The following is a 23,318-nucleotide window of genomic DNA, read 5'->3' as shown; positions in this document are numbered from 1 at the left end:
CTTTTGTGATCAATCACAGGAATCACTTTCGTCAACTACAGTAGGCAACAACTTACCTAGAGATAAGCAGGGTCGGAACTGACCATCTACTACTTCTTGCTATTAGGCAATCCGTAGATACTTTGTATGTTTCAAACTGAAGTCCAGTTCTCTTATTTTCCCATAAAATGTTTTGGCAAAGAAAGTTGACGCACCGTGAATATCACGATGGTTTGAGTAGCCGCATGGGCATTTGTACAATCTCGAAGACACTTTGCGTCTCTTCGCGCAACAAGGACATTGTTGCGTCGTATAACTTTCATCATGTTTATCGATTTTAATGCCTTCTGCATCCAATTTGTACGTCAAATATGCATACACTTTTCCAAAAGACCAATTCGATAATTTTTGGTTCGTCGTTCGACTCCGAACCTTTTTCTTTTTACGGCGAGAGGTATTGCGTTGCACTCCGTCTACATTACCAAACGCCACTTCCTTCACTTCATTTTCAACGCACCAGTCGACAAATTGTTTCGTGGTTTTATGAAGCCCATCTTGGAGCTGTCTTTCACTTTTGGAAAGCACATATTTTTTTGCTCGGTTATACTTTCCCCACTGCTTGGAGCCTTTTGTACACTTGCTCATTTTCCGTTGCAGTTCAGCGATTTTTTTATTGCGTAGCCGATGAATCGAGCGGAGTTTACGACCTGTAAGGATGATGTTTTCGCCATTCTCTGCCACTGCGGCAATAGTGTGCACTTCACCAACATCGATAGCTGCTCGTTTGTCAAAAGTATGTTCTTTGATTTTTTGACCGTTTTCATAAGCGATGGATAACAGGAGTTGTCTATCAAAAATCAATTCAATTTCTTTAATTTTGCCTACCGGAACTTCTTTTATCCAAACAACAAGAGGTGTCTGCCTTTTACCTTCAAAAACGCCCATCGATAATTCGATTTTCCCGTCTTCATACACCTTGAAACCATTGTTCGCCCATTTTGTATTGAAATACTTCTTCTGTTTATAGGGATATTTAGTTACATACCCTGCTTTTCTGGTTTTTTTTGCCGCATCCCGGGCAAACAAATATTTATGGCAAACAGCTTGTACAGATTGGGAATGAATCGGATATATCCCTTTTGACCTTTTTTGCAATTCACTTTTCGTGACCCATTTACCCGTTTTCAAATGGTGTTCTTTCGCAAGTTCCAAACAACGATTCCACACTTCCCCCGAAACTTGATTACACTGAAATAATCGGGCAATAGTTTCCTTGTTCGTTCGAAAAGACGTTTTTAGACAACGAATCACGTTCATCCCTCCAATCTTGTATAACAGACTATTCCCGCAATCAATTATAGCACATATTGAAACAAACGTTCTCTATAGGATTGCATCAAGTGCAAGCATTCATCCCCCACCTACGCTTTGCGTTGAGGAAGGAGAATTCTGCCCTGATGTGTTAAATGGTAAAAACCGCTTATAGTTTTGGTGTGGTGTAGACGATAGTCATGGCCGTCCTCTTCGAAGTTATGGCTACCTAAGTTAGTAAGGGCAAATCCCGACTTTGTCAAGGCTATTGTTCTTAAAGTCATGGCCGTCCGCTTCGGAGTCATGGCTACCTAAGTTAGTAAGGGCAAACCTCGACTTAGTCAGGGCTACTCTCCCTGAAGTCATGGCCGTCCTCTTCGAAGTCATGACCCCTGCCCCCCATCATCATCCAATAAACCCCCAAAAAACTCCCGACGGCTAACGTCAGGAGTCCCCTTTTACCTTCCAGCCACTATATGATGAATATAGCCAATTGCCATTTGCAGCTGATCGTCATTTTTACGGTCATTTCGGAACTCTTCGACTTTAAGTTTCAACGTTGAGTAAAATAATCGATCCATGGTCGGCCCCGCTTCTACTTTAGCGTCTTCACGGAAAGCACTAACTGCACGGGAAGTTGATTCGTCAAAAAATCCGTCTACACGAGCAACGCTATAGCCTAGCCCTGTCAGCAACTTTTGCCCATAAGCGATATCATCGTGGTAATCGCCTTCCGTATAGACCTCAGTGACGAGTCGTATATGCTCGCCAAACAATTCACTTTGGACAACTTCAAGGTCTTCTTTCACACCTTTTCCGTGAATCCACTTTTCTTTTGGTGTAAGCCATTTATGCGTCGACAATTTCATTTCTCCGCCGTTTGACAAGTCCAATGTTTCTTGAACCGTTCCTTTTCCGAAACTTGTTGCACCGATGATATAGCCTCTTTTTAAATCTTTCAATGCAGCACTCATCACTTCACTTGCAGAGGCACTGCCTTTATCCTGCAGCAAAACGACCGGCATTTTCTTCAGCTTTTCATCATACGGAAATTTCTCGAGCTTTTCCGTAACGAGCGGATCCAATGTTCCTGCCGCATCTTGCATGTAAGCAAAAACCGTATCTTTCTTCACCAGACTGCCCACGATACCGCCAACAGTATGCAAGTAACCGCCTGGATTGCCGCGCACATCGATAATCAGTGACTGCGCCCCGTCCTTAACAAGCTTATTTGTTGCGTCCAGCCACTCTTGACGGCTTTCATTGCCGAACATCGTAATCGATATGTAACCGATCTTCTGTCCACGCTCTTCCATTATTTCAGCGGATACAGTTTTTACAGGAATACTGTCTCGCACGACCGACACTTCGATATGCTTATCCAAATCCGGCCTAAAAATCGTCATTGAAACCGCTGTCCCTTTCTTGCCGCGGATTCGCTGTACAACGTCCTGTAGTGATTCCCCTTCAATTCGCTCACCGTCAATACGAATGATTTCGTCATACGGTTGCAAGCCCGCTTTATCAGCTGGAGAACCTTTGACTGGGGCCACGATGATGTATTTCCCATTCGAGCGCGTAATTTCAGCGCCGATCCCGATTCGCTCTCCTGCCAGCGATTCCTTATGGGCGGCCGCCTCTTCCTGCGACAGATACGTCGAATACGGATCGCCGATGACATCCGCCATTCCACGAAGCGCCCCTTCAATCAACATGTCCCTATCCACTGGATATACGCCTTGCTTCTTGATGACGTTGAACGCTTCATCAATGACTGGAAACGAGGCACTTAGCGTCCCTTCTTCCTTCTTGGTACTTCCTTCTCCTGCACAACCATCCAACAGAAGAAAGACGACCGTCGCCAAAGCGGCCAATACGACGAATAACATAAACCGGCTTCTTTGCATAATGCAATGTCCCCTCCTCCGTCCACTATATGAACGACAAAGGAACATTACGACAGCAGAAAACCGGCTTTCTTCAATCTAACTTCTTAACAAGGCCCCTCAATGTCTTTTCATCCATCGGCCCGACGATTTTCTGATTAATTTTACCGTCCGTACCAATCATAAACGTGGTAGGAATCGGGATAATCCGATAGTCATCCATCACTGTACCTTCTTTATCCAGCGGAATCGGGAACGTCAATCCATAAATATCGATGAATTCCTCAACGCCCTTAATGCCCCGCCTTTCCGCCGTCGTTAAATTGACCGCAACAATTTCAACATTATCGGCATCCTTGTATTTCTTATAGTATTTCTGCATATGCGGCATTTCCGCCTTACACGGACCACACCACGACGCCCAGAAATTTAAAATTACTTTCTTGCCCTTCAAATCCGATAGCTTAACCACTTCTCCAGAAAGCGTAGACAGTTCAAAGTCAGGTGGAATCGAACCTTTTTCCAAGCCAGGCTCTTCGTCTAATGCACTAAAATCTGCACCAATCAGAAATTCATCAATCTTCTTCGGTTTATCCAAATTCGATTTCACCATAACTACCACCATCGATCCAACTAGCAATGCAGCTACGATGAATCCAAGTGTTTTCTTATTCATAGTCGTTCCTCCAATCTAACTTCCGCATAAACACGATTACAAAAAACAAACCCATGACTACAGTCGTAATTAGCGGCGTCTGAATAAATTCATCCGGTTGAACAGCGGATACAAAAACATGAACCGCCATAAACACAAGCGCAAGTTGAACCGGCCAATTACCAGATTTCCCACTATTCATCCAGAAAAAGACCGCGAATAACCCGAATACAATAATTGTCACTGCTTGCGCAAACAGTTCGCCTTCATTCAATAAAACCATAATCACCTGATACACAACTTGAACTAAAACTGCACCCGTAAAAATGGCCCGAAATCCCTCAGCAACAAGCCGCCCCTTATTCATATCCCATAAGATCTTCCCGGCAATAAATAACAGTCCTAAGTAAAAACCAACGACCCCACCGTGGAAATAAATAATCGCAAGAGGTGACCGAAGAACCGATTCGTAATCAGTGAGTACGATACTCAATTTCCAAACAATCACCAAATAAAAGAAAGCATCCCCTATGATCTCCGCATGCTTCTTCCCATATCGGAACCGAACTGCACTATATGCAACAACAAATGCCGCCATGATGGCAATCCAAGACGCAGGAACACTGAGGCTTCCTATTGTAAAAAACGAAGTGACTGGCATTCGCATAAAACCCCTTCGACAATTTATACCATAATCGTATCCAATAATAGCCTCGAAAGCCATCATTCTAGTTTAAAGAAACAAAAAAAATCCGCCCCAGTCTTGGGACGGACACAATTAGTTAAAATGATACATAACGTAACGGATTCACGGCACTTGGTCCAGATGCTGACCAGTTTCCAATATGCATTTCAAAATGGAGGTGAGGCCCGGTCGATGCGCCTGTAGTTCCAATTTTCCCAATGAATTGGCCTTTTGCAACTTGCTGACCAGCGCCTGTATTAATGCTAGACAGATGTGCATAGACAGTTGTGAAAATCTGCCCATCAATTGAATGTGTCACCATGATAACATTGCCATAAGTCCCCATTGGACCCGCATGGGAAACAACCCCGTCCCCTGCAGAGACAACAGACGTTCCGGTGCTATTCGCAATGTCGGCTCCACGGTGTTGCCTTTGAGTACCGTAGATTGGATGCGTTCTCCAACCGAATGACGAAGTGTAAGTTCCTGAAGCTGGTTTCGTCCAATTACCGTTTGATACGGGTGGAAGATAAGATGACGAACCACCACTATTTTGTTTATCCTTCGCAGCTTGAGCTGCCGCTGCTTTACGAGCAATTTCGGCTTGACGAGCAATTTCAGCAATACGCTTTTGCTCCGTTAAAATCTTCGCTTCAAGATTTTTACTAACTTCATACGTTTCATGCAAATCAACTTCCAACTTTTCTTTTTCGTTGGCTAATTTCTGTTGTTCAGCTTCTAGCTGATCGATTAACTTATTCTTATCTTTTTTCTGTGCTAAAAGAGACGCTCTCAAGTTTTGAAGATCTTTTTTAGCTGCTTCTTGCTTAGCGAGTTTTGATTCGACAAGTGCTTTTTCTTCTTCAAGCTGCGCAATATCACTCGCTTGCTGCTCCATGATACCCCGATCTGCATCCATTAAAGAATTGACAGCCGAAAAACGGTCTATGAAATCTGCAAAACTATTTGCTCCAAGAAGAACGTCCAGATAGTTAACTTGTCCGCCTTTTACTTGCATAGTACGAACACGGTCACGCAATACCACATCACGTTCTTCAATTTTCTTTTCAAGATCAGCAATTGAAATGCGCAACGCATCAATTTCATTAGTTGTTTGATTTATTTGTCCGATAACACGGTTAATTTGTTCATTGGATTCGTTTATTTTAGCGTTAAGTGCTAAAATTTGATCCGTGATTTTTTCGATTGTTGTTTTTTTGCTTTGAATTTCAGTATTCTTTTTACTTATTCCCGTATTCAATTCACTTTTCTTCATATCAAGTAATTTCTGTTCTTTTTTCATGTCATCCAAGGGACTTGCTAAAACGCCCGCTCCATTAATAATAGTAGACAGGAAAACGATTGCAATTATACCTGACAATAGCTTTTTGTATCTATTCAATTTCCCAGTTCCCCTCTCACACTCTATCTCTAATTTACACTTTAAGAAATTTACGCACAGACATAAAGCTACCCCAAACACCAATAAAGATCCCCATAAATAGAATCAGTCCATTCAGTTGGATAATGAATGGTGTCGTGTTAAGTAATTGGAACAGTTCTCCTTGCAGTTTCGGTTCCAAAAGTTCAAATAGCTTGTAATAGGATATAGAAATGATGAGCATTGGAGCGATTGCCCCCAAAATGCCTAGCCACATTCCTTCCAATAAAAACGGAATACGCACGAAGTTATTCGTCGCTCCGACTAATTTCATAATTTCAATTTCAGTTCGTCTAGCAACGATTGTTATACGGATTGTGTTCGAAATAAGGAACATCGCCGTAAATAATAGTGCCACTATCAGAACCAGACCGACGTTTCGGCTCATGTTCAATATTCCGAAAAGCTTCTCCACTTTTTCTTCGCCATACACGACGTCATAAGTGTAGTCGTATGTATCAATTTTCTTTGCAATAGTAGCAGTCTGTTGTGGGTCCTTCGCTTTTACATACAGTGCATCGCCAAGCGGATTGCTCTGTTTATATAAACTAAGTTCATCACCAAATGATTTAATCATCTTGTCCAGCTCCGCATCTCGCGACGAATAAACCACTTCGAGAACACCATCTGTCGAACGGACCTTTTCTACTAGCTCTTTAATTGTCGTTTCGTCTGCTGCTGGATCAGCAACAACTTTGATTTCCACGTCATTCTCGATACTTTGCGCAAGTTGGTTTAAATTCATCATAATCACGATAAATACACCGACAAGCAGGAGAGTGACAGTAACAGCACTGACTGACGCAAACGTCATCCAGCTGTTACGGCGAATGCTTTTGAAACTTTCGCGTACATGCCGGCCGAGGGTTCTAGCCTTCATAGTACTCACCTCCGTATTCGTCACGGGTAATGAGTCCGCCCTCTATAGCGATAACACGGTGTTTTATTGTATTAACAATCTCCCTATTATGGGTGGCCATGACAATCGTCGTTCCACGAGCATTAATCTGTTCGAAGATCCTCATGATCTCCCATGATGTTTCAGGGTCAAGATTTCCTGTCGGTTCATCCGCAATGACAACTTTGGGTACATTGACGATTGACCTAGCGATGGAAACACGTTGCTCTTCTCCACCTGATAATTCGTTCGGGAACATCCGCGCTTTTTGCGTAAGTCCGACAAGGGCAAGAACATCATTCACTTTTTTCCTAATCTCTGCTGGAGGCGCTTCGATTACTTCGAGCGCAAACGCCACATTCTCGTAAACAGTCAATTTAGGTAATAATTTGAAGTCTTGAAAGACGACGCCAATCTGCCTGCGCAATTGCGGTACACGTTTGTTACGCAATGTTGCAAGATTTGTCCCATTAATAATAATATCTCCACTTGTTGGTCTTTCCTCACGATACATCATTTTAATGAACGTCGACTTACCTGCACCACTCGGACCGACCACATAAACAAATTCGCCCCGGCCGATTTCAATATTAATGCCATTTGCTGCAACGACGCCGTTTGGATATTTTTTATAGACATTTTTCATCACAATCATTCTAAAACCACCTGAATATTTTTGTCTCTCTTTTTTTCCAACAGCCCCATTATAACATGATTCGACTTTCTAAGTATTACAGTTGTGTTTCATTTAACTCTTGAATATAACATCAATAAACATAGACAATAGTTCTATAATACGACTAAACCACTAGACCAAAAGACCGTCTCACTTGTCTGTATTCGACCTTTAGGAGCAATTTCCTCTATTATTGACAATAATGTTTGGATTAGTGGTTGATTTCATCAAACGCCGAGGAGTGCCGTCGAACTGTGAGGGGAAGTCGCGGACTGTGAGGGCTATCTGTGCGATTGTCATGGCTAATCGACAAACTTTCATGGCAATTCAGCAAACTGTGAGGACTAACAAACCATCTGTCATGGCATTTCGACTAACTCTAATGGCAACGCCAAACTGTCATGGCATTTCAGCTAACTGTGAGGACTAACACTCGAACTGTCATGGCTAACGACTAACTCTAATGGCAACGTCAAACTGTCATGGCATTTCAGCTAACTGTGAGGACTAACAAACCAACTGTCACGGCAATTCGACTAACTCTAATGGCAACGCCAAACTGTCATGGCATTTCAGCTAACTGTGAGGACTAACACTCGAACTGTCATGGCTAACGACTAACTCTAATGGCAACGTCCATCCCATTGCGCTAACAAAACAAAAAACCGCCCCAGGCATATAGCCCAGGAGCGGTTTCATCGTAAAAGTTACTTTTTCTCAGAAAGCCATTTTGCAACTGCAGTTGCTTCGGCACCTTCGATAAGACCACCTGGCATACTTCCGCGGCCGTTGACGATTACGTCATGGATTTCAGTTTCAGTCATGTGGTCGCCGACATTTGATAAAGCTGGACCCACGCCGCCTTTAAGTTCAAGGTTACCACCGTGACAAGCGATACAGCTCGTGCTAACCACTTTTTCAACGTCAACGGATGCTGTCTCAGTACTAGTACCTGTCGTACCTTTGTCTACTTCTTTTGCTTTGTTGCCGCCACATGCCCCAAGAACAAGAACAGCTGCGAACATAATTGCTAATAACTTGATTTTCATTTTCTTACCTCCATTTATGAATTATTGTACTAACTACCTAAGTATACCAAAACAACATGCATTTAAATCACCTAGGGATTCCCCTAAATTCATCAAACCGGCGACAAATACCGTCCTATCAACCTCCACCACAGTTTGTTTCAACTTTGTGAACTCCGTTAATAAACGCACCAGACGACTAATCGAAATAAATTAGGTCTGCATTACTTAATATACACATAATCCATGCTTCCAAAACCTCTTTATCGGACTATCCAATTTTTTCATAAAAAAAATCAGGCAAAAGAAAAAGCACACCGAAGTGCACTCCTCTTCATTTCATTCTATTAAGATATACGTGAACGTAAGTAAGCATTAATGAACAGGTCGATATCGCCGTCCATTACTGCACTGACGTTTCCTGTTTCTGCACTCGTCCGGTGATCTTTTACCATGGAATACGGGTGGAAAACGTATGAACGGATCTGGCTTCCCCAACCGATTTCTTTTTGATCTCCCCGAATTTCAAGAAGGCGTGCTTCCTCTTCTTCGACTCTGATCTGGTAAATTTTCGCTTTCAATAAATTGATTGCGCGATCACGGTTTTTAATTTGTGAACGTTCTGTCTGACAAGTAACAATTGCGCCAGTTGGAATATGCGTCATACGAACTGCTGAATCTGTCGTATTGACGTGCTGTCCGCCCGCACCACTTGAACGGTACGTATCGATTTTAACATCTTCCATTTTAAGGTCAATGTCAACTTCACCTTCAAATTCCGGCATTACTTCAATCGAAGAAAATGACGTATGACGTCGGCCAGATGAGTCAAATGGCGAAATCCGAACGAGGCGGTGAACGCCTTTTTCTGCTTTTAAATAACCATATGCGTTATGGCCTTTAATCGACAGTGTGACGGATTTCACGCCAGCTTCATCCCCAGCTTGGTAGTCGAGTGTTTCGACTTTGAAGCCGCGATGTTCAGCCCAACGTGTGTACATGCGAAGCAGCATAGAAGCCCAGTCCTGGGATTCCGTACCGCCTGCACCCGAATGAAGTTCAAGAACCGCACTATTACTATCGAATTCATCACTTAGAAGCATTTGCAATTCGAATGCATCCAGCTTCTTCTTGAAGCCCTTCAACTCAACGCCAAGATCTTCTTGCATTTCTGCATCGTTTTCTTCGCGTAATAATTCAAGCGTCATTTCTAGGTTTTCTTGTTCATCAGTCAACTCCGTGTACTCGCCAACAACGTCTTTCAACGCATTTGACTCGGAGATTACTTTTTGCGCGCCTTCCTGGCTATCCCAGAAACCTGGCTCCAGCATTGTTTCATCTAACTCTTGGATTCGTGCCTCTTTGTTTTCTAAGTCAAAGAGACCCCCTAAAGTCCGCTAATTTCTTAGCTGATTTGTCAAGCTCGTTGCGTACATCGGATAATTCCATCATAATTGTTTCCTCCTGAATTTGGGTTGCCCGGCAGCTTATGCTGTTCCGTGGCAGTTTTTATACTTTTTCCCGCTGCCGCATGGGCATGGATCGTTACGACCGATGTTAACTGCGCGACGCACTGGTTTCTTGCGCACTGGCTCGCCATCCTCTTTCGGATTAACGGCCTGTGCTTTGACAACTTCTTCACGTTCTAGGTTGTTACGGATTTCTGCTTTCATCACATATTTCGCTGAATCGGCTTCAATCGATGCGACCATTTCCTCAAACATTGTAAATCCTTCCGCCTGGTATTCACGGAGCGGATCTATTTGACCATAGGCACGTAAATGAATCCCATTACGCAATTGGTCCATAGCATCGATATGATCTGTCCATTTCGAATCAATCGCACGAAGCAAGACTACTTTTTCGAATTCGCGCATGCGCTCTGCCGACATTTCCGCTTCCTTCTCATCATAACGTTCCGTGACCGCATTCTGAATAAGCGACGTTAATGGTTCAACAGATTTGCCTTCCATATCTACAATCGATAGACGACCGTCAGGAAGCAGATTAGCAGCCAAGAAATCTTCAAGTCCTTTTAAGTTCCAATCAGATTCCTTTTCTTCCGTTGTATGAATTGCCACTGCATTTGCGACAACATTTGACAGCATTTTCTCTAGCACTTCACGGATATTTTCCGTTTCCAGAATTTCATTCCGTTCTTTGTAGATGATTTCACGCTGCAGGCGTAATACATCATCATACTGCAGCAAACGTTTACGTGCATCAAAGTTATTTCCCTCTACCCGTTTCTGAGCAGATTCAACCGAACGTGACACCATTTTCGACTGAATTGGCGTCGTATCGTCCATACCCAGTTTCGTCATCATCGACTTCATTTGGTCAGAACCGAAACGGCGCATTAATTCATCTTCAAGCGATAAATAGAACTGCGTCACACCCGGATCCCCTTGACGACCAGAACGTCCACGTAGCTGGTTGTCAATTCGACGCGACTCATGTCGTTCTGTACCAAGAACCGCGAGACCGCCAAGTTCCTGCACGCCTTCTTCAAGTTTAATATCCGTACCACGGCCCGCCATATTCGTCGCGATTGTAACAGCGCCTTTATGACCTGCTTCCAAAATAATTTCCGCTTCACGACTGTGGTTTTTCGCATTTAAAACATTATGCTTCACACCGTATTTTGTCAAATGCTTAGAAATGATCTCAGACGTTTCAATCGCAACCGTACCGACAAGAACAGGCTGCCCTTTTTCATTACGTTCTTTGATGTCTTCCGCAACCGCCTTGTACTTACCTTCCATTGAAGAGTAAATAAGATCTGCACGGTCATCACGGATCAGCGGACGATTCGTGGGAATCGCAATGACGTTCATGTTGTAAATATTTCGGAACTCTTCTTCTTCCGTTTTCGCTGTCCCCGTCATACCGGACAGTTTGTCGTACATACGGAAGTAGTTTTGGAACGTAATTGTCGCAAGAGTCATCGTTTCATTCTGAACTTCTAGGCCTTCTTTTGCTTCAATCGCCTGGTGAAGTCCATCACTGTAACGACGCCCTTTCATAAGACGTCCTGTAAATGAATCGACGATAACGACTTCGCCTTCTTGAACAACATAATCGACATCGATATGCATGCTCGCATGTGCTTTCAACGATTGGTTAATCGCATGGTTAAGCGTTACGTGCTGCAAATCGAATAAGTTATCGATACTGAACGCAGCTTCCGATTTCTCGATACCGCTTTCCGTCAACACGACACCCTTCGTCGACTCATCATATGAATAATCTTCTTCTTTTTTGAGTGATTGTGTAAATTTATTCGCCAAGCGATACAATTCGGCCGCTTTTGCAGCTTGCCCAGAAATGATTAGTGGAGTACGCGCTTCGTCAATTAAGATTGAGTCAACCTCATCTATAACTGCGTAGAATAGCGGACGCTGCACTTTATGTTCATTATAAAGCACCATATTATCACGCAAGTAGTCGAAACCGAGTTCGTTGTTCGTGCTGTACGTAATATCCGCACTGTATGCTTCACGTTTCTCTTCTTTCGATAAACTATTTAAGTTCAGACCGACTGAGAATCCAAGAAACTCATAAAGTTGCGCCATTTCCGTTGCATCCCGGCTCGCAAGGTATTCGTTAACGGTTACAACGTGTACGCCAAGACCCGCAAGCGCATTCAAATAAACTGAAAGCGTGGACGTCAGCGTCTTCCCTTCACCTGTTTTCATCTCCGCGATATTACCTTCGTGTAAAGCCGCAGCCCCAATAATTTGCACACGGAATGGATACATGCCTAGAACACGTTTCGACGCTTCGCGAACGACTGCAAAAGCCTCAGCTTGAAGGTCATCGAGCGTTTCTCCTTTTAAGAAACGTTCTTTGAATTCGGCTGTTTTCGCTGTCAGCTGTTCATCCGTAAGCTGTTCCATTTGTGTTGCAAGCGCTTCGACCTTGTCCGCAATCTTGTCAAGACGCTTCAAATCCCGTTTATTCATATCAAACATTTTATTCAATACGCTAAGCATTTAGGTCACATCCTCATTAGGTTCACCCTTCATTTTAACACTGTGAATTGCACGGTGCAAATGGTCTAGCCAAAACTTGTAAAGTAATTTTTTTTTGCGCAGCGGTAGTGCTGTTAGGCGTGTAGCATTGCTGCTTACGCTTGGCTTCAGTCACCTAGATTCATGCGACTTTGTGCACTGCTCTCCTGTTAAATAACAAAACAACCCCCCTATGCAGTATTACCGCTTAGGGGGGTTCCAAACTCAATCTTCTAGTTAGCTTGTTTCGATTAAACCGTATTTACCATCGCTACGTTTATAAACGATGTTTGTGCCGTCAGAATCTGCATCTGTGAAGACAAAGAATTCGTGGCCAAGCATGTTCATTTGAAGAATTGCTTCTTCTTGATCCATCGGTTTTAGATCGAAATTCTTTGTACGGACAATTGCGAATGCCTGATCTTCTTCAAGGGCTGTATCGCTGTTTTTCTCTTCGCTTTTATTCACGGATGCGAAGAATGCTGCAACGCCTTCACGCTCACGGAACTTACGGTTTACTTTTGTTTTATATTTTCGAATTTGGCGCTCTAACTTGTCAATGATTAAGTCAATCGCTGCATACAAATCGTTATGGCGCTCCTCTGCACGAAGAGTCAGGTTTTTCATAGGAATTGTTACTTCAACTTTAGTTTGTTTGTCATTGTACACTTTCATATTGACATTTGCAGTTGCGTTCGCACTTTCATCGAAGTATCTTTCGATTTTTTGCAATTTCTTCTCGACGTGTTCCCGAATTGATGGAGTTACCTCAAGATTTTCACCGCGGATATTAAAGTCTAACATATGAACTCCTCCTTTAATTAACCTATACAGTACACTTCTACATGTTCCCCATAAAGTCCTTCTAAAAACATTTAGAAAATTAAATATATTGTCACTTTGTGACGAATCCGTTCAAAAACTACTTTTTTTCGTCCTTCGAATCGCGCCCTGAAGCGATTTCGGAACGTCTACGAAGTTTAAGCTCTTCGACGATTAAATGTTCAATTTCTAGGTTGTCATCAAAATCATAGCCGTACATGTATCCCCCACTATATGGCTTCTTCCACACAATTACGCCTTGCAGGTCGATTAATTTTTCATAAAGTGTGAATTTGATATGTAAACGGACAGATTCACGTTCAACAGGAATATCGAACTTCGCAAAAAGCTTTGCACCGCCTGGACTGATGTCTAAGAAACAACATTCGCCCGGGCTCGATTCTACATCCGTTCCATTTTCAACGACAATCCGGAATTCAGCTACAAGCGGTTCCCCAAATGTATATCTAAAATATTCAGTCCGTTTATAAAGCATCATGGCCACTCCGTTCCACCAAAATCTGTTTCCATCATTATAACAGACTCCTTATTTTTCAACGAACTTCAGCCAAGCTTTTCGTTCGCTGCATTGTTCCGTCCAGCGTCGTCACAATTTGCTCATTGTCTGCAACCGTTTCATGAATTGTCGCATTCACTTCTTCTAGTGAAGCACTCGATTCGGTCAGTAAGTCCGCAAATGAGCTTGTCATACGCCCGATGTCCGTCGTCTCCTTTGTAATCGAAGCCATCTTGTCGTCAAACATGCCGAACTTGCGGTGAAGGTCACTCAATGTGTTGTGCATGAGTCCAATCTTCATTTCAGCGTCCACGGACAAAGCCGCCTGTGTAACAAGTTTTCCTGTACTGCTCGTCAAATTGGCACGCGAGCGATCATTCATCGTATTGACATCTTCTAAATTGCCATTTATCTCAACCAATGTCACCGCTGTCAGTCCAGCAAGTTTCCTGATTTCATCCGCAACAACCGCGAAACCTTTGCCGTGCTCCCCTGCTCGGGCTGCTTCAATCGACGCGTTCAATGCAAGAAGATTCGTCTGTCCCGTAATCGTCTCAATCGACTTGGCAAGCGCATTCGTCTTCTCGATATTCTCAGTAAGCGCATCAAATGACCCGTTCAAATCAGTAAGATAGGTTTCCACTTCTTGCATACCCCTACGCAAGTTTTGCATCAGTTCTACCATGTCAGCAGATTCAGCGCGCAGACTAGCTGTGTCTTCATTCATAAGATGCGTTTCTTTATGCATATCAGCTACATCGTCTTGCGTACGTTGTGCATTTTTTGCGATGTTCGCAATTTGAGATGCTTCCTGTTCAACACTTGCTGAAACGCTGTCCATAATTGTCAGCAGTTCTTTCTGTGCTTCCAAATGACGTCCAGCAGTCTCACCAATCGCCGTCAAATCGGCTGCAACCTGTTCAATCCCTTCATTTAGCGAACGGTGCTTGCTCTCTTCTAATAACCTGTGTGCTGCCTGCTCAGTCGTAAACAGATTGACTTGCATTTCTAGCTTTTTCGTCTGTTTTATTTGGATGAACAGCCCCACTGCCATCAAAATTAACACAAGCGCCAAACTGCCTTTACTTGCTGCAATTTGCTCTTGATACGGATAGTTCGTTAAAAATACGCCTAGAACAGCAAGCGACAGTGCAAAACCATAGGTCATAATCCGCATGGATAAATGAACACTTGCAATACCCGCTATGAAAAAGGCAATTCCAGCTGTCGCTACAGACGGTTCCCCTATAACCCCATTCAATATCGCCGCAAATCCCGTCACACCTAGGACAATCCACGGAAACATATTTTCAAAAATAATGACCTTTTTCGCCAACGCATAAAACAATAGCGTAACCACAACCGGTATTGCCATACTCACCGTCTTCAGCATCCCTTGTCCCGTAACAAAATAAAAAATCAAGCCGATGAAACTCGAACCACCAAGTGTCAAAAATAGAATGAAGTTCTTATTGGCAAATTCCTTCTGCCGAATCGTGTCCACAGTGTGCATTCTACCTTCCCCCTCAAATTCCTTTCATGTGTAAAATATACCATTAATGAATAATCATTCACACGGGACCTAGTGACTATACTTGCATATAAAATAGAAAAAACCGACTAGAAAATAATCTCCAGCCGGGAAGTAGTTATTGCTTCGTATCGTAAAACGTACCATCGCGCGCCACATTGCTGTAGGGGTTAAGATAGTTTTTCATATTGTCTTTCTTCGCTTGTGATTCCGCGATGTCTGTACGAATCAGTTTCATAAATTGAGCAAGTTTCTTTTGGACATCCGCTTCCGTCACGACAAGACTTTTACCAAAGACTTCTTCTTCGGGCGTGAACGGAGCGGCAATATGCGGTTGCAACTTATCACGATCATCGAGAAGTGCTTCGATGCCCGCAATCGTCTCATCTCGCTTATCTTCCGCTGTTTCTAGCGTCAACCTGACTAGTTTTTCCGTCACATCACGCCACGCTGTCAGTGCAGGCCGAATCATATTTCGTCTACGTTCGCGTACTGTTTCTGCCGGTTAATTTGGATAACCTGCTTCCACGTATCGCGGAACTCCGTAATGATAGCAGACGCTTCATCGAACAGAGCACTGTCGTTTTTAATATTGCCATCAACCAGTCTGCTGTTCGCAAACTCATAGAGGACAAGCATATTTTGTGAAACCGGGTACGACTTATCGAGTGTCAACATGAGTTCGGAAATGATTGCTTGTGCTTTTTGGATGGCCTTGTTTTTTTCTTCAATATTGTTGTCATTCATCGCTCTTTTTGCTTGTAGAATGAATTTCAAACAACCGTTATAGAGCATAAGTGTCAGTTCGCCTGGCGTTGATGTATTTACAGAGTTATTCTGGTAGGTTGCGTAAGGGTTGTTAATAGCCATTTATATTCTATCTCCTTTTAGTTCACTGCTGTTGTTAATTATTACTAAATGCATTCATAAGACTAGCCGATTGTGAGTTTGCACGATTGATTGCCGTTTCCATTGCGGTGAACTGTTTCCAGTAGCGGCTTTCCATTTTTTGCAGACGTACTTCGAACCGTTCAATCTGGTTGTTCATCTCTTTTAGTGAGCGGCCGAGTGAAAACGTATCGTTGACAGATCCCACTTTTCCTGCGCGTTGGGCAATTGATTTTTGGGTGTTGTCAACAATAGTTCGAAGTTTACGAGCAAACCCTTGATCAGCCACAGTTGCTCCATCTTTTGAGAACATTTCATGAACTTTATTCGGATCATCACTGATTGCTTTTTTTAATTCTTGTTCATTAATGACGAGCTTGCCATTTGCTGAGTAGTCCTTTGACGTTGTAATTCCGAGACTTTTTAGTGTATCGCTACCTACAGTTCCCATAAGGGCTGTCCTCATTTGCGTCAGCATACTGGAAATGGTGGAGTCGTTACGAAGCGTACCACTCTTCGCTTTTTCCTCCCATTGCTTAATCTCATCTTCCTTCATATCTTTCTTCTGTTCCGCTGATAGCGGCTGGAAATCACGATATTTAGGTTCACGGATTTGTTTGTTCAAGTCTTCGATAAGTTTATTGTACTCGTCAACGAATTTTGTGACGGAGTCGAATATTTTATCAGTGTCTGGTGCAGAACTGAAAGTAACTGTTTTCCCACTTGCATTGACACTTTTATCAGCATTAAGCGGTGCTGTTATCTGTTTTATTGAAAACTCAAAGCCATTTAGTTGAAATGTATTTGTTGAACGTTTTGTTCTGAGTCCGTTAATAGTGATATCGGCATTTTGACCTGTAGTTCCAGCTTTATTAATGGAGGCAGCGGCCGCAGTATTTGTTCCGCCTACTTGTAAAATATCTGCGAAACTACCACTCATTTCAATTTCAGAACCATTAAGAACTTCACCGCTATGTTTTGCTACAATACTGATTTTCCCTGAGAATGAATCGTAAAAAGCATTTACACCTGAATTTTTATTAATCTTGTCAAGAACTGACTGAAGTGTTTCGTCTGCAGGATTAAAATCTAGGGTGTACCCTTTTACATCCAGTTCTCCCTTTTCATTAATTGCCTTAATAGTTATTGACTGAACTGTTTCGATACCAAGCTCAGAAAGTTTTTTTGACATGTCCGCATCTTTGGCAAAAATACGCTGCTCTTGTGATATGTTACTTTGCATCGTCGCGTTTTTAGCTAATTGATGAATTTGAATAGTCCCTGAAAAATCACTAGTAGAACCCATATTTCTAATTGAAACAGCTTCAGGTGCAGAAATATTTACCGTCTTCGCTGAAAAAGACGTTGACAAAATCATCGTATCAAACGTCTTTTTACTAAAATCAAACAGCTGACGGTTTGTCGTACGGTAATTATCTAGCTGCCATTCCAAGTATTGTTTCTTTTGTGTAATTTTATTGAGCGGGATACGATGTGCATTCATCATATCCTTAATCATTGACTCCGTATCCATTCCTGAAGCTAGTCCACTAATTCGCATATTATTTCACGCCTTCCTTAAATTTTCCGATCGACCAGTAAGCCGACGAATTCGCGCATTGCCGCATGGATGTCCAATAGTTTTTTGGATGGGATTTCCCGTATGACTTCGTCCGTTGTCGAATCGACGATCGTCACATAGTATTCGTTGAGCTTCTCATGAAACTTGAATCGCAATTGCGTATTCGCACTTTCCATAAACGTGTTCATGCTGTCAGTCATTTGCTTTGCCTTGTCAGCCGGCAACTGTTGTTCATTGTCGGCTTTCTGCTGCACTTTCTCCTGAATCGCTTGCACTTGCACCACCGAGACTTCCGTATCCTGTACCGTTTTTTCTGCTAATACATCCGCTTGATTCACTACGGCTCCGCCACCCACACGACTTACCATTCGCCAAACCTCCCTGTATATAAGAACATTCGTTATGGTTAATATCGGCAAGCCCAAAAGGAAGTTGAGCAAATTGGCAATAAAAAGTATTGAACCGCCCACAAAACGATATTCATTCCCAACTAAGCTTCCCGCCACTAAACTAGTTCTATTGAAATCTGAAATATATTTTTTTTTACCGTTAGCTAAACAAATGAATTTATGAACCGAAATCTCTATAGCATTACTATTTTAAAAGAGTGAAAGAGAAGGTGCTAGATATACATGTTTAAATCCATCAAAACAAAAATCATCATGACGGTTATGGTGTTATTCCTGGTTGGGATTGCAACAATGACATTCATCAGCAGTACACAAGTAAAGAATACAACCGCAAAAAGTGCTACCGAATCAAGCGCAGCACTTATCAATGAAATCAGCTTCGCAATGGAAAACTTTCTTGGGCAATATGGCAAAGGTGTCGGACACCTATCTACGACGCGAACAGTGACCGATTTTGAACTTCCTAGCCAGGACAACCCAACCATCAATTCCATCCCGGCACTCGAAATGGAATTTGAAAACTTCCTCAGCGTCTACGAAGATGTAACATCTGTCTATTTAACACTTCCCACTAAGGATATCTTCATCATGCCACACGCTGACCTTGGAGCCGATTTTGACCCAACAACACGTGAATGGTATCAAAATGCGGTTGCGCATCCAGATGCTGTTCAATGGTCTAAGCCCTATACCGATTCGGCAACTGGAGAATTGGTTATTGCCGTCTCAAAGGCCGTCCACTCCAATGGCAAAATCATTGGCGTTCTCGGTATCGACATTCAACTTACCGCATTAGCAAGTACAGTCGCAGCGAGTGATGTCGGCTACGGTGGTTTTCCAATGGTGTTGGATACGGATGGTACTGTCGTCGCCCATCCATACAGCAATGGAGAAAACTTTATGAGTATGCCCTTCATCGCAGCTATGTATGAGAACGGTAACGACCAGAATATGTCCCATTACAGCCATGAAGGTGTCGATTACGTAAATGTTCACACAACATTACCCGATTTAGGTTGGAAAATTTCGGCCATCTATCAAGAAAAGAATATTAATGCAACAGCTACTACCTTACGCACTTCGATGATTATTGTTGCACTTGTCACGTTACTGGTCATCTTCACAACATTGTATCTCATAATTAGCCGGACCATTAGACCACTTGGTCAGTTAAATTCATTAATGAGTTCCGTTTCTCAAGGTGATTTGACCGTTCGTTCTGACGTCAAAACAAATGACGAAATCGGAGAACTTGGCGATAACTTCAATATAATGATAGACAATATGAACGCTATTATTACTGTCGTCAACGGCTCTGCATCGAACGTCCGGGCAAGCTCTGAAAGTTTAAGCGCAGTTGCTGAAGAAACGAATGCATCAGGTGAAGAAGTTGCGCACGCAGTAACTGAAATTGCACATGGCGCTTCAAAATCAGCAGAAGATGCTGAAATCGTTACGGAAAAAGCCTATCTTCTTGGCCAACAAATTAACGAAATCACAACGAAAGCCGGCGTCATGTCTGACATTGCAATTAAAGCAGGTGAAATGAATACGAGTGGTCAAGGTCAAATGCAAGAGTTGAAACTGTCCTTCAACGATTGGGAAACAAATTTGCAGGCCATGTCCGAAGTGATCGGTACACTTGAAAGTAAAGTGAATGCAATCGGTGGAGTCATGGAAACAATCACCCAGATTTCATCGCAAACGAATCTACTTGCACTAAATGCTAGCATCGAGGCCGCACGGGCAGGCGAACACGGCAAAGGGTTCGCAGTCGTTGCGGATGAAGTAAGGAAACTTGCAGAACAATCCGCGCGTTCAACAGAAGAAGTTAAAGTGACAGTCCAGGAACTTCAAACAGAATCCAGACTGGTTTCTGAACAAATGAACGAAACGCGTGAGAACTTCCAGCGCCAAGGCACAGTCGTAACCGACACCGAAATCACTTTCGGTGAAATTTCAACTTTGATGTCTGACATGCAAGACTCAATCGACGCAGTGTACGAAGAAATTCAGAAGGTCGCGACACACAAAGACGACGTCGCTGAAACAATCCAAACAATGGCGGCAACGTCACAAGAAACAGCCGCAGCTTGCGAGGAAGTCAGCGCCTCAACAGACGAACAACTTCGCGCGATTCAATCTGTAACAGATGCAGCAGAAACGCTCACGGAGTTGAGTGAGGAATTGAATTTGGCGGTTAATCGGTTTAAGGTTTAATATTTTAAGTTTGGAAAACCGCTTAGGACAGTTTGTCCTAAGCGGTTTTTGCTTGAATTTCTAGTTTTAGTTAATCTCCAAATTGCGAACTCTTGTTTTTTTTTCAGAAGCCGTGATGGTACGATTGACAAACCTGTCGGAGAACCTTTACCTGTATAGAACAAAGGTTATCGTGAAATAATAAATGGTTAAGGCGAAAGAATTCGTGAAACACAAAAAACATGAGGGAATCTATAGTCTTCAACATTCATATATTTCCTTCCACAGACAAGAAAAAAACCTTAGAAATAATCCGATGGCGATCTAGCACCCTATTTTGACTGGTCTCACTATCAATAAAGTGGAATAATAACCATAAGATATCTTAACCGTTAACCACAAAATAATAGTACCAGTATAACAGAACGAAAGAAATTTAAGGGAGCAAAACCTATGTGGTTTTGCTCCCTTAATTTTTCAATAACTATTTGTAATAGATCCATAGGCATATTTCTTAAGCATATATTATGAAAATATGCCGAGTTTCTCAATCCTTGAAATTGCTTCGACAATTCGATTTTCATCTACTAATAGTCCGACGCGTATATACCCTTCTCCATACTGCCCGAACGCATGACCCGGTGCTACAGCTATATCTGCTTTGTCCATTAGTAGTTTGGCGAACGATTCACTTGTATACCCCTCCGGAACAGAAAGCCAAGCGAAGAAAGAAGCTGTCGGAGAAACGACATCCCAACCGATTCGTTTGCATTCAGCCATTAGGACATTCCTGCGGCCTTCGTATAGTGAAACGAGCTCATCTACACAGTCCTGACTACTCGATAACGCAACTGCGGCTGCGCGCTGAACTGCCGGAAAAATATCAATGAATAGATGGTCTTGCAATAAGTTGATGGCTTCGATGATTTCTGCATTCCCTACAGCAAAACCGACCCGCCATCCCGCCATATTATACGTTTTTGACAATGTGTACATTTCAATTCCGACGTCTTTTGCACCTTCCGCTTGTAAGAAACTTACAGGCTTTACACCATCAAAACCAATTCCTCCATATGCAAAGTCGTGCAAAATCGTAATATCATTAGCCTTTGCCAGTGCAATTGTATCTTCAAAAAATGGAATGTTGGCAGATGCACTCGTCGGGTTATTTGGATAGTTTAAATACATTAGTTTTGCTTGCTTTTTTTGTTCATCCGAAAGGGCGTTATAATTCGGCAAAAAGTCATTTTCCGCGAGTAATGGCATTAAGTCGTATTTAATATTTGCCAAGCTAACGCTTGATAAATAATCGGGATATCCCGGATCCGGAAGCAATAGTAATTCACCATCGTTCATAATAGCAAGTGGTAACTCAACTAATCCAGGTTTTGTTCCAAACATAACTGCCACTTCTGTTTTAGGGTCAATTACAACATCGAATTCTCTTTTATAAAAATCCGCAATAGCTTGTTTTAACTCTGGCGTCCCTCTGAATGGAGAATATCCATGTGTTAAAGGATCTTCAACTGCTTCTTGTAGTGCTTTTACAATATGGGGAGGTGTCGGTTGATCGGGGTTACCTCGCCCCAAGTTTATAACATCTCGCCCTTCGGAAAGAGCTTTTTCAACGCTTTGAACAAGTGATGCAAAAAAGTGTGGTGGTAAATTCTTTAATCGATTTGAAATCGTCATGTAATAACCTCATTTTCAATTTAGTCATTCTTACTATCCAAGTACTTGAAATAAATGGTTCCGGAAGAATTCGATATAAGCACACAACAAATCAAAGTTTAATATCTTTTAAGCGAAAACTTTTTTATTCACTAGATATTTCGGTTCTTTTCCATCATAAACATCTAATATATTCAGAATTGCTTTTTCCCTTATTTCTACAAATGCTTTATCTGAATACCATGCTGCATGAGGTGTTAATATGACTTGGTCTAGCCGCCTCAGAATGTGATCGTGTGGAAGTGGCTCAGTTTCGGTAACGTCTAAAGCACAGCCACTAATCTGTCCATCCTTTAATGCAACGATAAGGGCTTCCTCATCAATGATTGGTCCCCTGGCAGTGTTTATTAAAAAAGCAGTTTCTTTCATTAAATTAAACTCGTTAGTAGAAATTAAATGTCGAGTTTTTTCAATTAAAGGAACGTGTACTGAAATAAAATCGCTACTAGCAAGTAGTTCCGATAAATCTACTTTCTTAACACTCGCTTTTTCCATTGTTACTTTGTCAATAAATGGGTCGTAAGAGATAACTTGATAACCGATTGCATTTAGTTTTTCAGCAAGTCTCGCAGGTATTTTTCCGAATCCAACCAATCCAACTAAAGCATTGGAGGCTCGCAGGGGGATAGAAGCCTTTTTAAAATCCCAATCCCCTTTCTTTGTTTGCTCATGATATGTAAATAATCTACGGGCACTTGATAAAATAAATGAAAGTGCATGATCTGAAACTTCATCAACACAATAATCATTCACATTAGCCACCATTATTCCTAGCCGCGATGCAGAATCTACATCAATCATATTAACGCCAATCCCATAACGAGAAATTATCTTTGCTTTTTTAGCGGCTTTTTGAATCTCCTCGTCAATATCTGCGTACATCACTAATAGTGCATCTGAATCTTTAATAGCATCAATGATGTGGTCTTTATTTCGTGATTGCAATACTTGGAATTCAATCGGAGCATTCTTTTTCGTTCGTTTTTGTATGCATTCCTGCTCGATTTTTAAATCATCCCACTCATGATCAATAAGCGTAATCTTAAATGGTTTTCCCATTGTATCT

At 42.3% G+C, this 23,318-nt stretch carries 20 protein-coding genes; 1 reads left to right on the top strand and 19 read right to left on the bottom strand.

The genetic code is table 11. The features are described from left to right. Positions 1 to 102: 102 nt before the first annotated feature. From H2672_RS03945 to flaG, 17 genes are all read right to left on the bottom strand, one after another. Positions 103 to 1,296: an RNA-guided endonuclease InsQ/TnpB family protein gene (locus tag H2672_RS03945; RefSeq protein ID WP_222439291.1), complete on the bottom strand. Its 1,194-nt coding sequence runs from the start codon at positions 1,294 to 1,296 to the stop codon at positions 103 to 105. Between the two features lie 452 nt (positions 1,297 to 1,748). Beyond that, positions 1,749 to 3,197 (bottom strand): S41 family peptidase, encoded by a 1,449-nt coding sequence (locus H2672_RS03940; RefSeq protein ID WP_186669227.1) that lies wholly within the window; start codon positions 3,195 to 3,197, stop codon positions 1,749 to 1,751. A gap of 73 nt (positions 3,198 to 3,270) precedes the next feature. Then, complete coding sequence (locus H2672_RS03935) at positions 3,271 to 3,852, bottom strand: redoxin domain-containing protein (protein ID WP_186669226.1); 582 nt, start codon at positions 3,850 to 3,852, stop codon at positions 3,271 to 3,273. Beyond that, positions 3,845 to 4,492, bottom strand: a complete 648-nt coding sequence (locus H2672_RS03930; RefSeq protein WP_186669224.1) for a hypothetical protein — start codon at positions 4,490 to 4,492, stop codon at positions 3,845 to 3,847. The genes H2672_RS03935 and H2672_RS03930 overlap by 8 nt, the downstream gene beginning before the upstream one ends. A 121-nt stretch (positions 4,493 to 4,613) precedes the next feature. Further along, positions 4,614 to 5,918, bottom strand: coding sequence for a murein hydrolase activator EnvC family protein (locus tag H2672_RS03925; RefSeq protein WP_255485296.1), 1,305 nt, complete (start codon positions 5,916 to 5,918; stop codon positions 4,614 to 4,616). 34 nt (positions 5,919 to 5,952) lie between these two features. Beyond that, a complete protein-coding gene (gene ftsX, locus H2672_RS03920; protein ID WP_186669222.1) occupies positions 5,953 to 6,837 on the bottom strand; it encodes a permease-like cell division protein FtsX in 885 nt (294 codons plus the stop codon). Continuing rightward, a complete protein-coding gene (ftsE, locus tag H2672_RS03915) occupies positions 6,827 to 7,510 on the bottom strand; it encodes a cell division ATP-binding protein FtsE (RefSeq protein ID WP_186669221.1) in 684 nt (227 codons plus the stop codon). The genes ftsX and ftsE overlap by 11 nt, the downstream gene beginning before the upstream one ends. 728 nt (positions 7,511 to 8,238) lie before the next feature. Further along, entirely contained in the window at positions 8,239 to 8,580 is a 342-nt protein-coding gene (cccB, locus tag H2672_RS03910; RefSeq protein WP_186669219.1) for a cytochrome c551, read from the bottom strand. Between the two features lie 326 nt (positions 8,581 to 8,906). Then, a protein-coding gene (gene prfB, locus H2672_RS03905) for a peptide chain release factor 2 (RefSeq protein ID WP_186669608.1) occupies positions 8,907 to 10,008 on the bottom strand; the annotation gives its coding sequence in 2 pieces (ribosomal slippage) (positions 8,907 to 9,935 and positions 9,937 to 10,008; 1,101 coding nt in all). 38 nt (positions 10,009 to 10,046) lie between these two features. Further along, positions 10,047 to 12,554 (bottom strand): preprotein translocase subunit SecA, encoded by a 2,508-nt coding sequence (gene secA / locus H2672_RS03900; RefSeq protein ID WP_186669217.1) that lies wholly within the window; start codon positions 12,552 to 12,554, stop codon positions 10,047 to 10,049. A gap of 255 nt (positions 12,555 to 12,809) precedes the next feature. Beyond that, a complete protein-coding gene (gene hpf / locus H2672_RS03895) occupies positions 12,810 to 13,376 on the bottom strand; it encodes a ribosome hibernation-promoting factor, HPF/YfiA family (protein WP_186669215.1) in 567 nt (188 codons plus the stop codon). 118 nt (positions 13,377 to 13,494) lie between these two features. Further along, on the bottom strand, positions 13,495 to 13,890 hold the full coding sequence (locus H2672_RS03890) for a PilZ domain-containing protein (protein ID WP_186669207.1): 396 nt from the start codon (positions 13,888 to 13,890) through the stop codon (positions 13,495 to 13,497). 58 nt (positions 13,891 to 13,948) lie between these two features. Beyond that, on the bottom strand, positions 13,949 to 15,424 hold the full coding sequence (locus tag H2672_RS03885; RefSeq protein WP_186669206.1) for a methyl-accepting chemotaxis protein: 1,476 nt from the start codon (positions 15,422 to 15,424) through the stop codon (positions 13,949 to 13,951). Positions 15,425 to 15,560: 136 nt separating this feature from the next. Continuing rightward, a complete protein-coding gene (gene fliT, locus H2672_RS03880) occupies positions 15,561 to 15,914 on the bottom strand; it encodes a flagellar protein FliT (protein ID WP_186669204.1) in 354 nt (117 codons plus the stop codon). Continuing rightward, the gene (gene fliS / locus H2672_RS03875) at positions 15,911 to 16,312 is read right to left on the bottom strand and encodes a flagellar export chaperone FliS (RefSeq protein WP_186669202.1); all 402 of its coding nucleotides are present in this window, start codon (positions 16,310 to 16,312) and stop codon (positions 15,911 to 15,913) included. The genes fliT and fliS overlap by 4 nt, the downstream gene beginning before the upstream one ends. A 34-nt stretch (positions 16,313 to 16,346) precedes the next feature. After that, the gene (fliD, locus tag H2672_RS03870; RefSeq protein WP_186669200.1) at positions 16,347 to 17,891 is read right to left on the bottom strand and encodes a flagellar filament capping protein FliD; all 1,545 of its coding nucleotides are present in this window, start codon (positions 17,889 to 17,891) and stop codon (positions 16,347 to 16,349) included. A 17-nt stretch (positions 17,892 to 17,908) separates the two neighbouring features. Further along, positions 17,909 to 18,280: a flagellar protein FlaG gene (gene flaG / locus H2672_RS03865; RefSeq protein ID WP_186669192.1), complete on the bottom strand. Its 372-nt coding sequence runs from the start codon at positions 18,278 to 18,280 to the stop codon at positions 17,909 to 17,911. Between the two features lie 264 nt (positions 18,281 to 18,544). Here flaG and H2672_RS03860 point away from each other — a divergent pair, with 264 nt between their 5' ends. After that, the gene (locus H2672_RS03860) at positions 18,545 to 20,542 is read left to right on the top strand and encodes a methyl-accepting chemotaxis protein (protein WP_186669190.1); all 1,998 of its coding nucleotides are present in this window, start codon (positions 18,545 to 18,547) and stop codon (positions 20,540 to 20,542) included. Between the two features lie 504 nt (positions 20,543 to 21,046). On the opposite strand, the gene H2672_RS03855 is transcribed toward H2672_RS03860, so the two are convergent. Together H2672_RS03855 and H2672_RS03850 are read right to left on the bottom strand one after the other, a co-directional pair. Further along, positions 21,047 to 22,213: a pyridoxal phosphate-dependent aminotransferase gene (locus H2672_RS03855; protein ID WP_186669187.1), complete on the bottom strand. Its 1,167-nt coding sequence runs from the start codon at positions 22,211 to 22,213 to the stop codon at positions 21,047 to 21,049. A gap of 108 nt (positions 22,214 to 22,321) precedes the next feature. Next, a complete protein-coding gene (locus H2672_RS03850) occupies positions 22,322 to 23,311 on the bottom strand; it encodes a C-terminal binding protein (RefSeq protein WP_186669184.1) in 990 nt (329 codons plus the stop codon). Positions 23,312 to 23,318 lie beyond the last annotated feature (7 nt).

The organism is Sporosarcina sp. BP05, from assembly GCF_014282005.1.
In the GTDB taxonomy this organism is placed as follows: Bacteria; Bacillota; Bacilli; order Bacillales_A; family Planococcaceae; genus Sporosarcina.
Note: the sequence above shows the minus strand (reverse complement) of the source record. Positions and strands in the feature narration are given on the sequence as shown.

What these genes read in the sequence shown, in the direction of transcription:
- secA (WP_186669217.1), bottom strand. Translation starts at nt 12,554, where the DNA reads ATGCTTAGCGTATTGAATAAAATGTTTGATATGAATAAACGGGATTTG.
- H2672_RS03860 (WP_186669190.1), top strand. Translation starts at nt 18,545, where the DNA reads ATGTTTAAATCCATCAAAACAAAAATCATCATGACGGTTATGGTGTTA.
- H2672_RS03890 (WP_186669207.1), bottom strand. Translation starts at nt 13,890, where the DNA reads ATGCTTTATAAACGGACTGAATATTTTAGATATACATTTGGGGAACCG.
- ftsE (WP_186669221.1), bottom strand. Translation starts at nt 7,510, where the DNA reads ATGATTGTGATGAAAAATGTCTATAAAAAATATCCAAACGGCGTCGTT.
- H2672_RS03855 (WP_186669187.1), bottom strand. Translation starts at nt 22,213, where the DNA reads ATGACGATTTCAAATCGATTAAAGAATTTACCACCACACTTTTTTGCA.
- fliT (WP_186669204.1), bottom strand. Translation starts at nt 15,914, where the DNA reads ATGATTCGGCCTGCACTGACAGCGTGGCGTGATGTGACGGAAAAACTA.
- cccB (WP_186669219.1), bottom strand. Translation starts at nt 8,580, where the DNA reads ATGAAAATCAAGTTATTAGCAATTATGTTCGCAGCTGTTCTTGTTCTT.
- H2672_RS03935 (WP_186669226.1), bottom strand. Translation starts at nt 3,852, where the DNA reads ATGAATAAGAAAACACTTGGATTCATCGTAGCTGCATTGCTAGTTGGA.
- fliS (WP_186669202.1), bottom strand. Translation starts at nt 16,312, where the DNA reads ATGGCTATTAACAACCCTTACGCAACCTACCAGAATAACTCTGTAAAT.
- fliD (WP_186669200.1), bottom strand. Translation starts at nt 17,891, where the DNA reads ATGCGAATTAGTGGACTAGCTTCAGGAATGGATACGGAGTCAATGATT.
- H2672_RS03850 (WP_186669184.1), bottom strand. Translation starts at nt 23,311, where the DNA reads ATGGGAAAACCATTTAAGATTACGCTTATTGATCATGAGTGGGATGAT.
- hpf (WP_186669215.1), bottom strand. Translation starts at nt 13,376, where the DNA reads ATGTTAGACTTTAATATCCGCGGTGAAAATCTTGAGGTAACTCCATCA.
- H2672_RS03885 (WP_186669206.1), bottom strand. Translation starts at nt 15,424, where the DNA reads ATGCACACTGTGGACACGATTCGGCAGAAGGAATTTGCCAATAAGAAC.
- H2672_RS03930 (WP_186669224.1), bottom strand. Translation starts at nt 4,492, where the DNA reads ATGCCAGTCACTTCGTTTTTTACAATAGGAAGCCTCAGTGTTCCTGCG.
- ftsX (WP_186669222.1), bottom strand. Translation starts at nt 6,837, where the DNA reads ATGAAGGCTAGAACCCTCGGCCGGCATGTACGCGAAAGTTTCAAAAGC.
- flaG (WP_186669192.1), bottom strand. Translation starts at nt 18,280, where the DNA reads ATGGTAAGTCGTGTGGGTGGCGGAGCCGTAGTGAATCAAGCGGATGTA.
- H2672_RS03945 (WP_222439291.1), bottom strand. Translation starts at nt 1,296, where the DNA reads ATGAACGTGATTCGTTGTCTAAAAACGTCTTTTCGAACGAACAAGGAA.
- H2672_RS03940 (WP_186669227.1), bottom strand. Translation starts at nt 3,197, where the DNA reads ATGCAAAGAAGCCGGTTTATGTTATTCGTCGTATTGGCCGCTTTGGCG.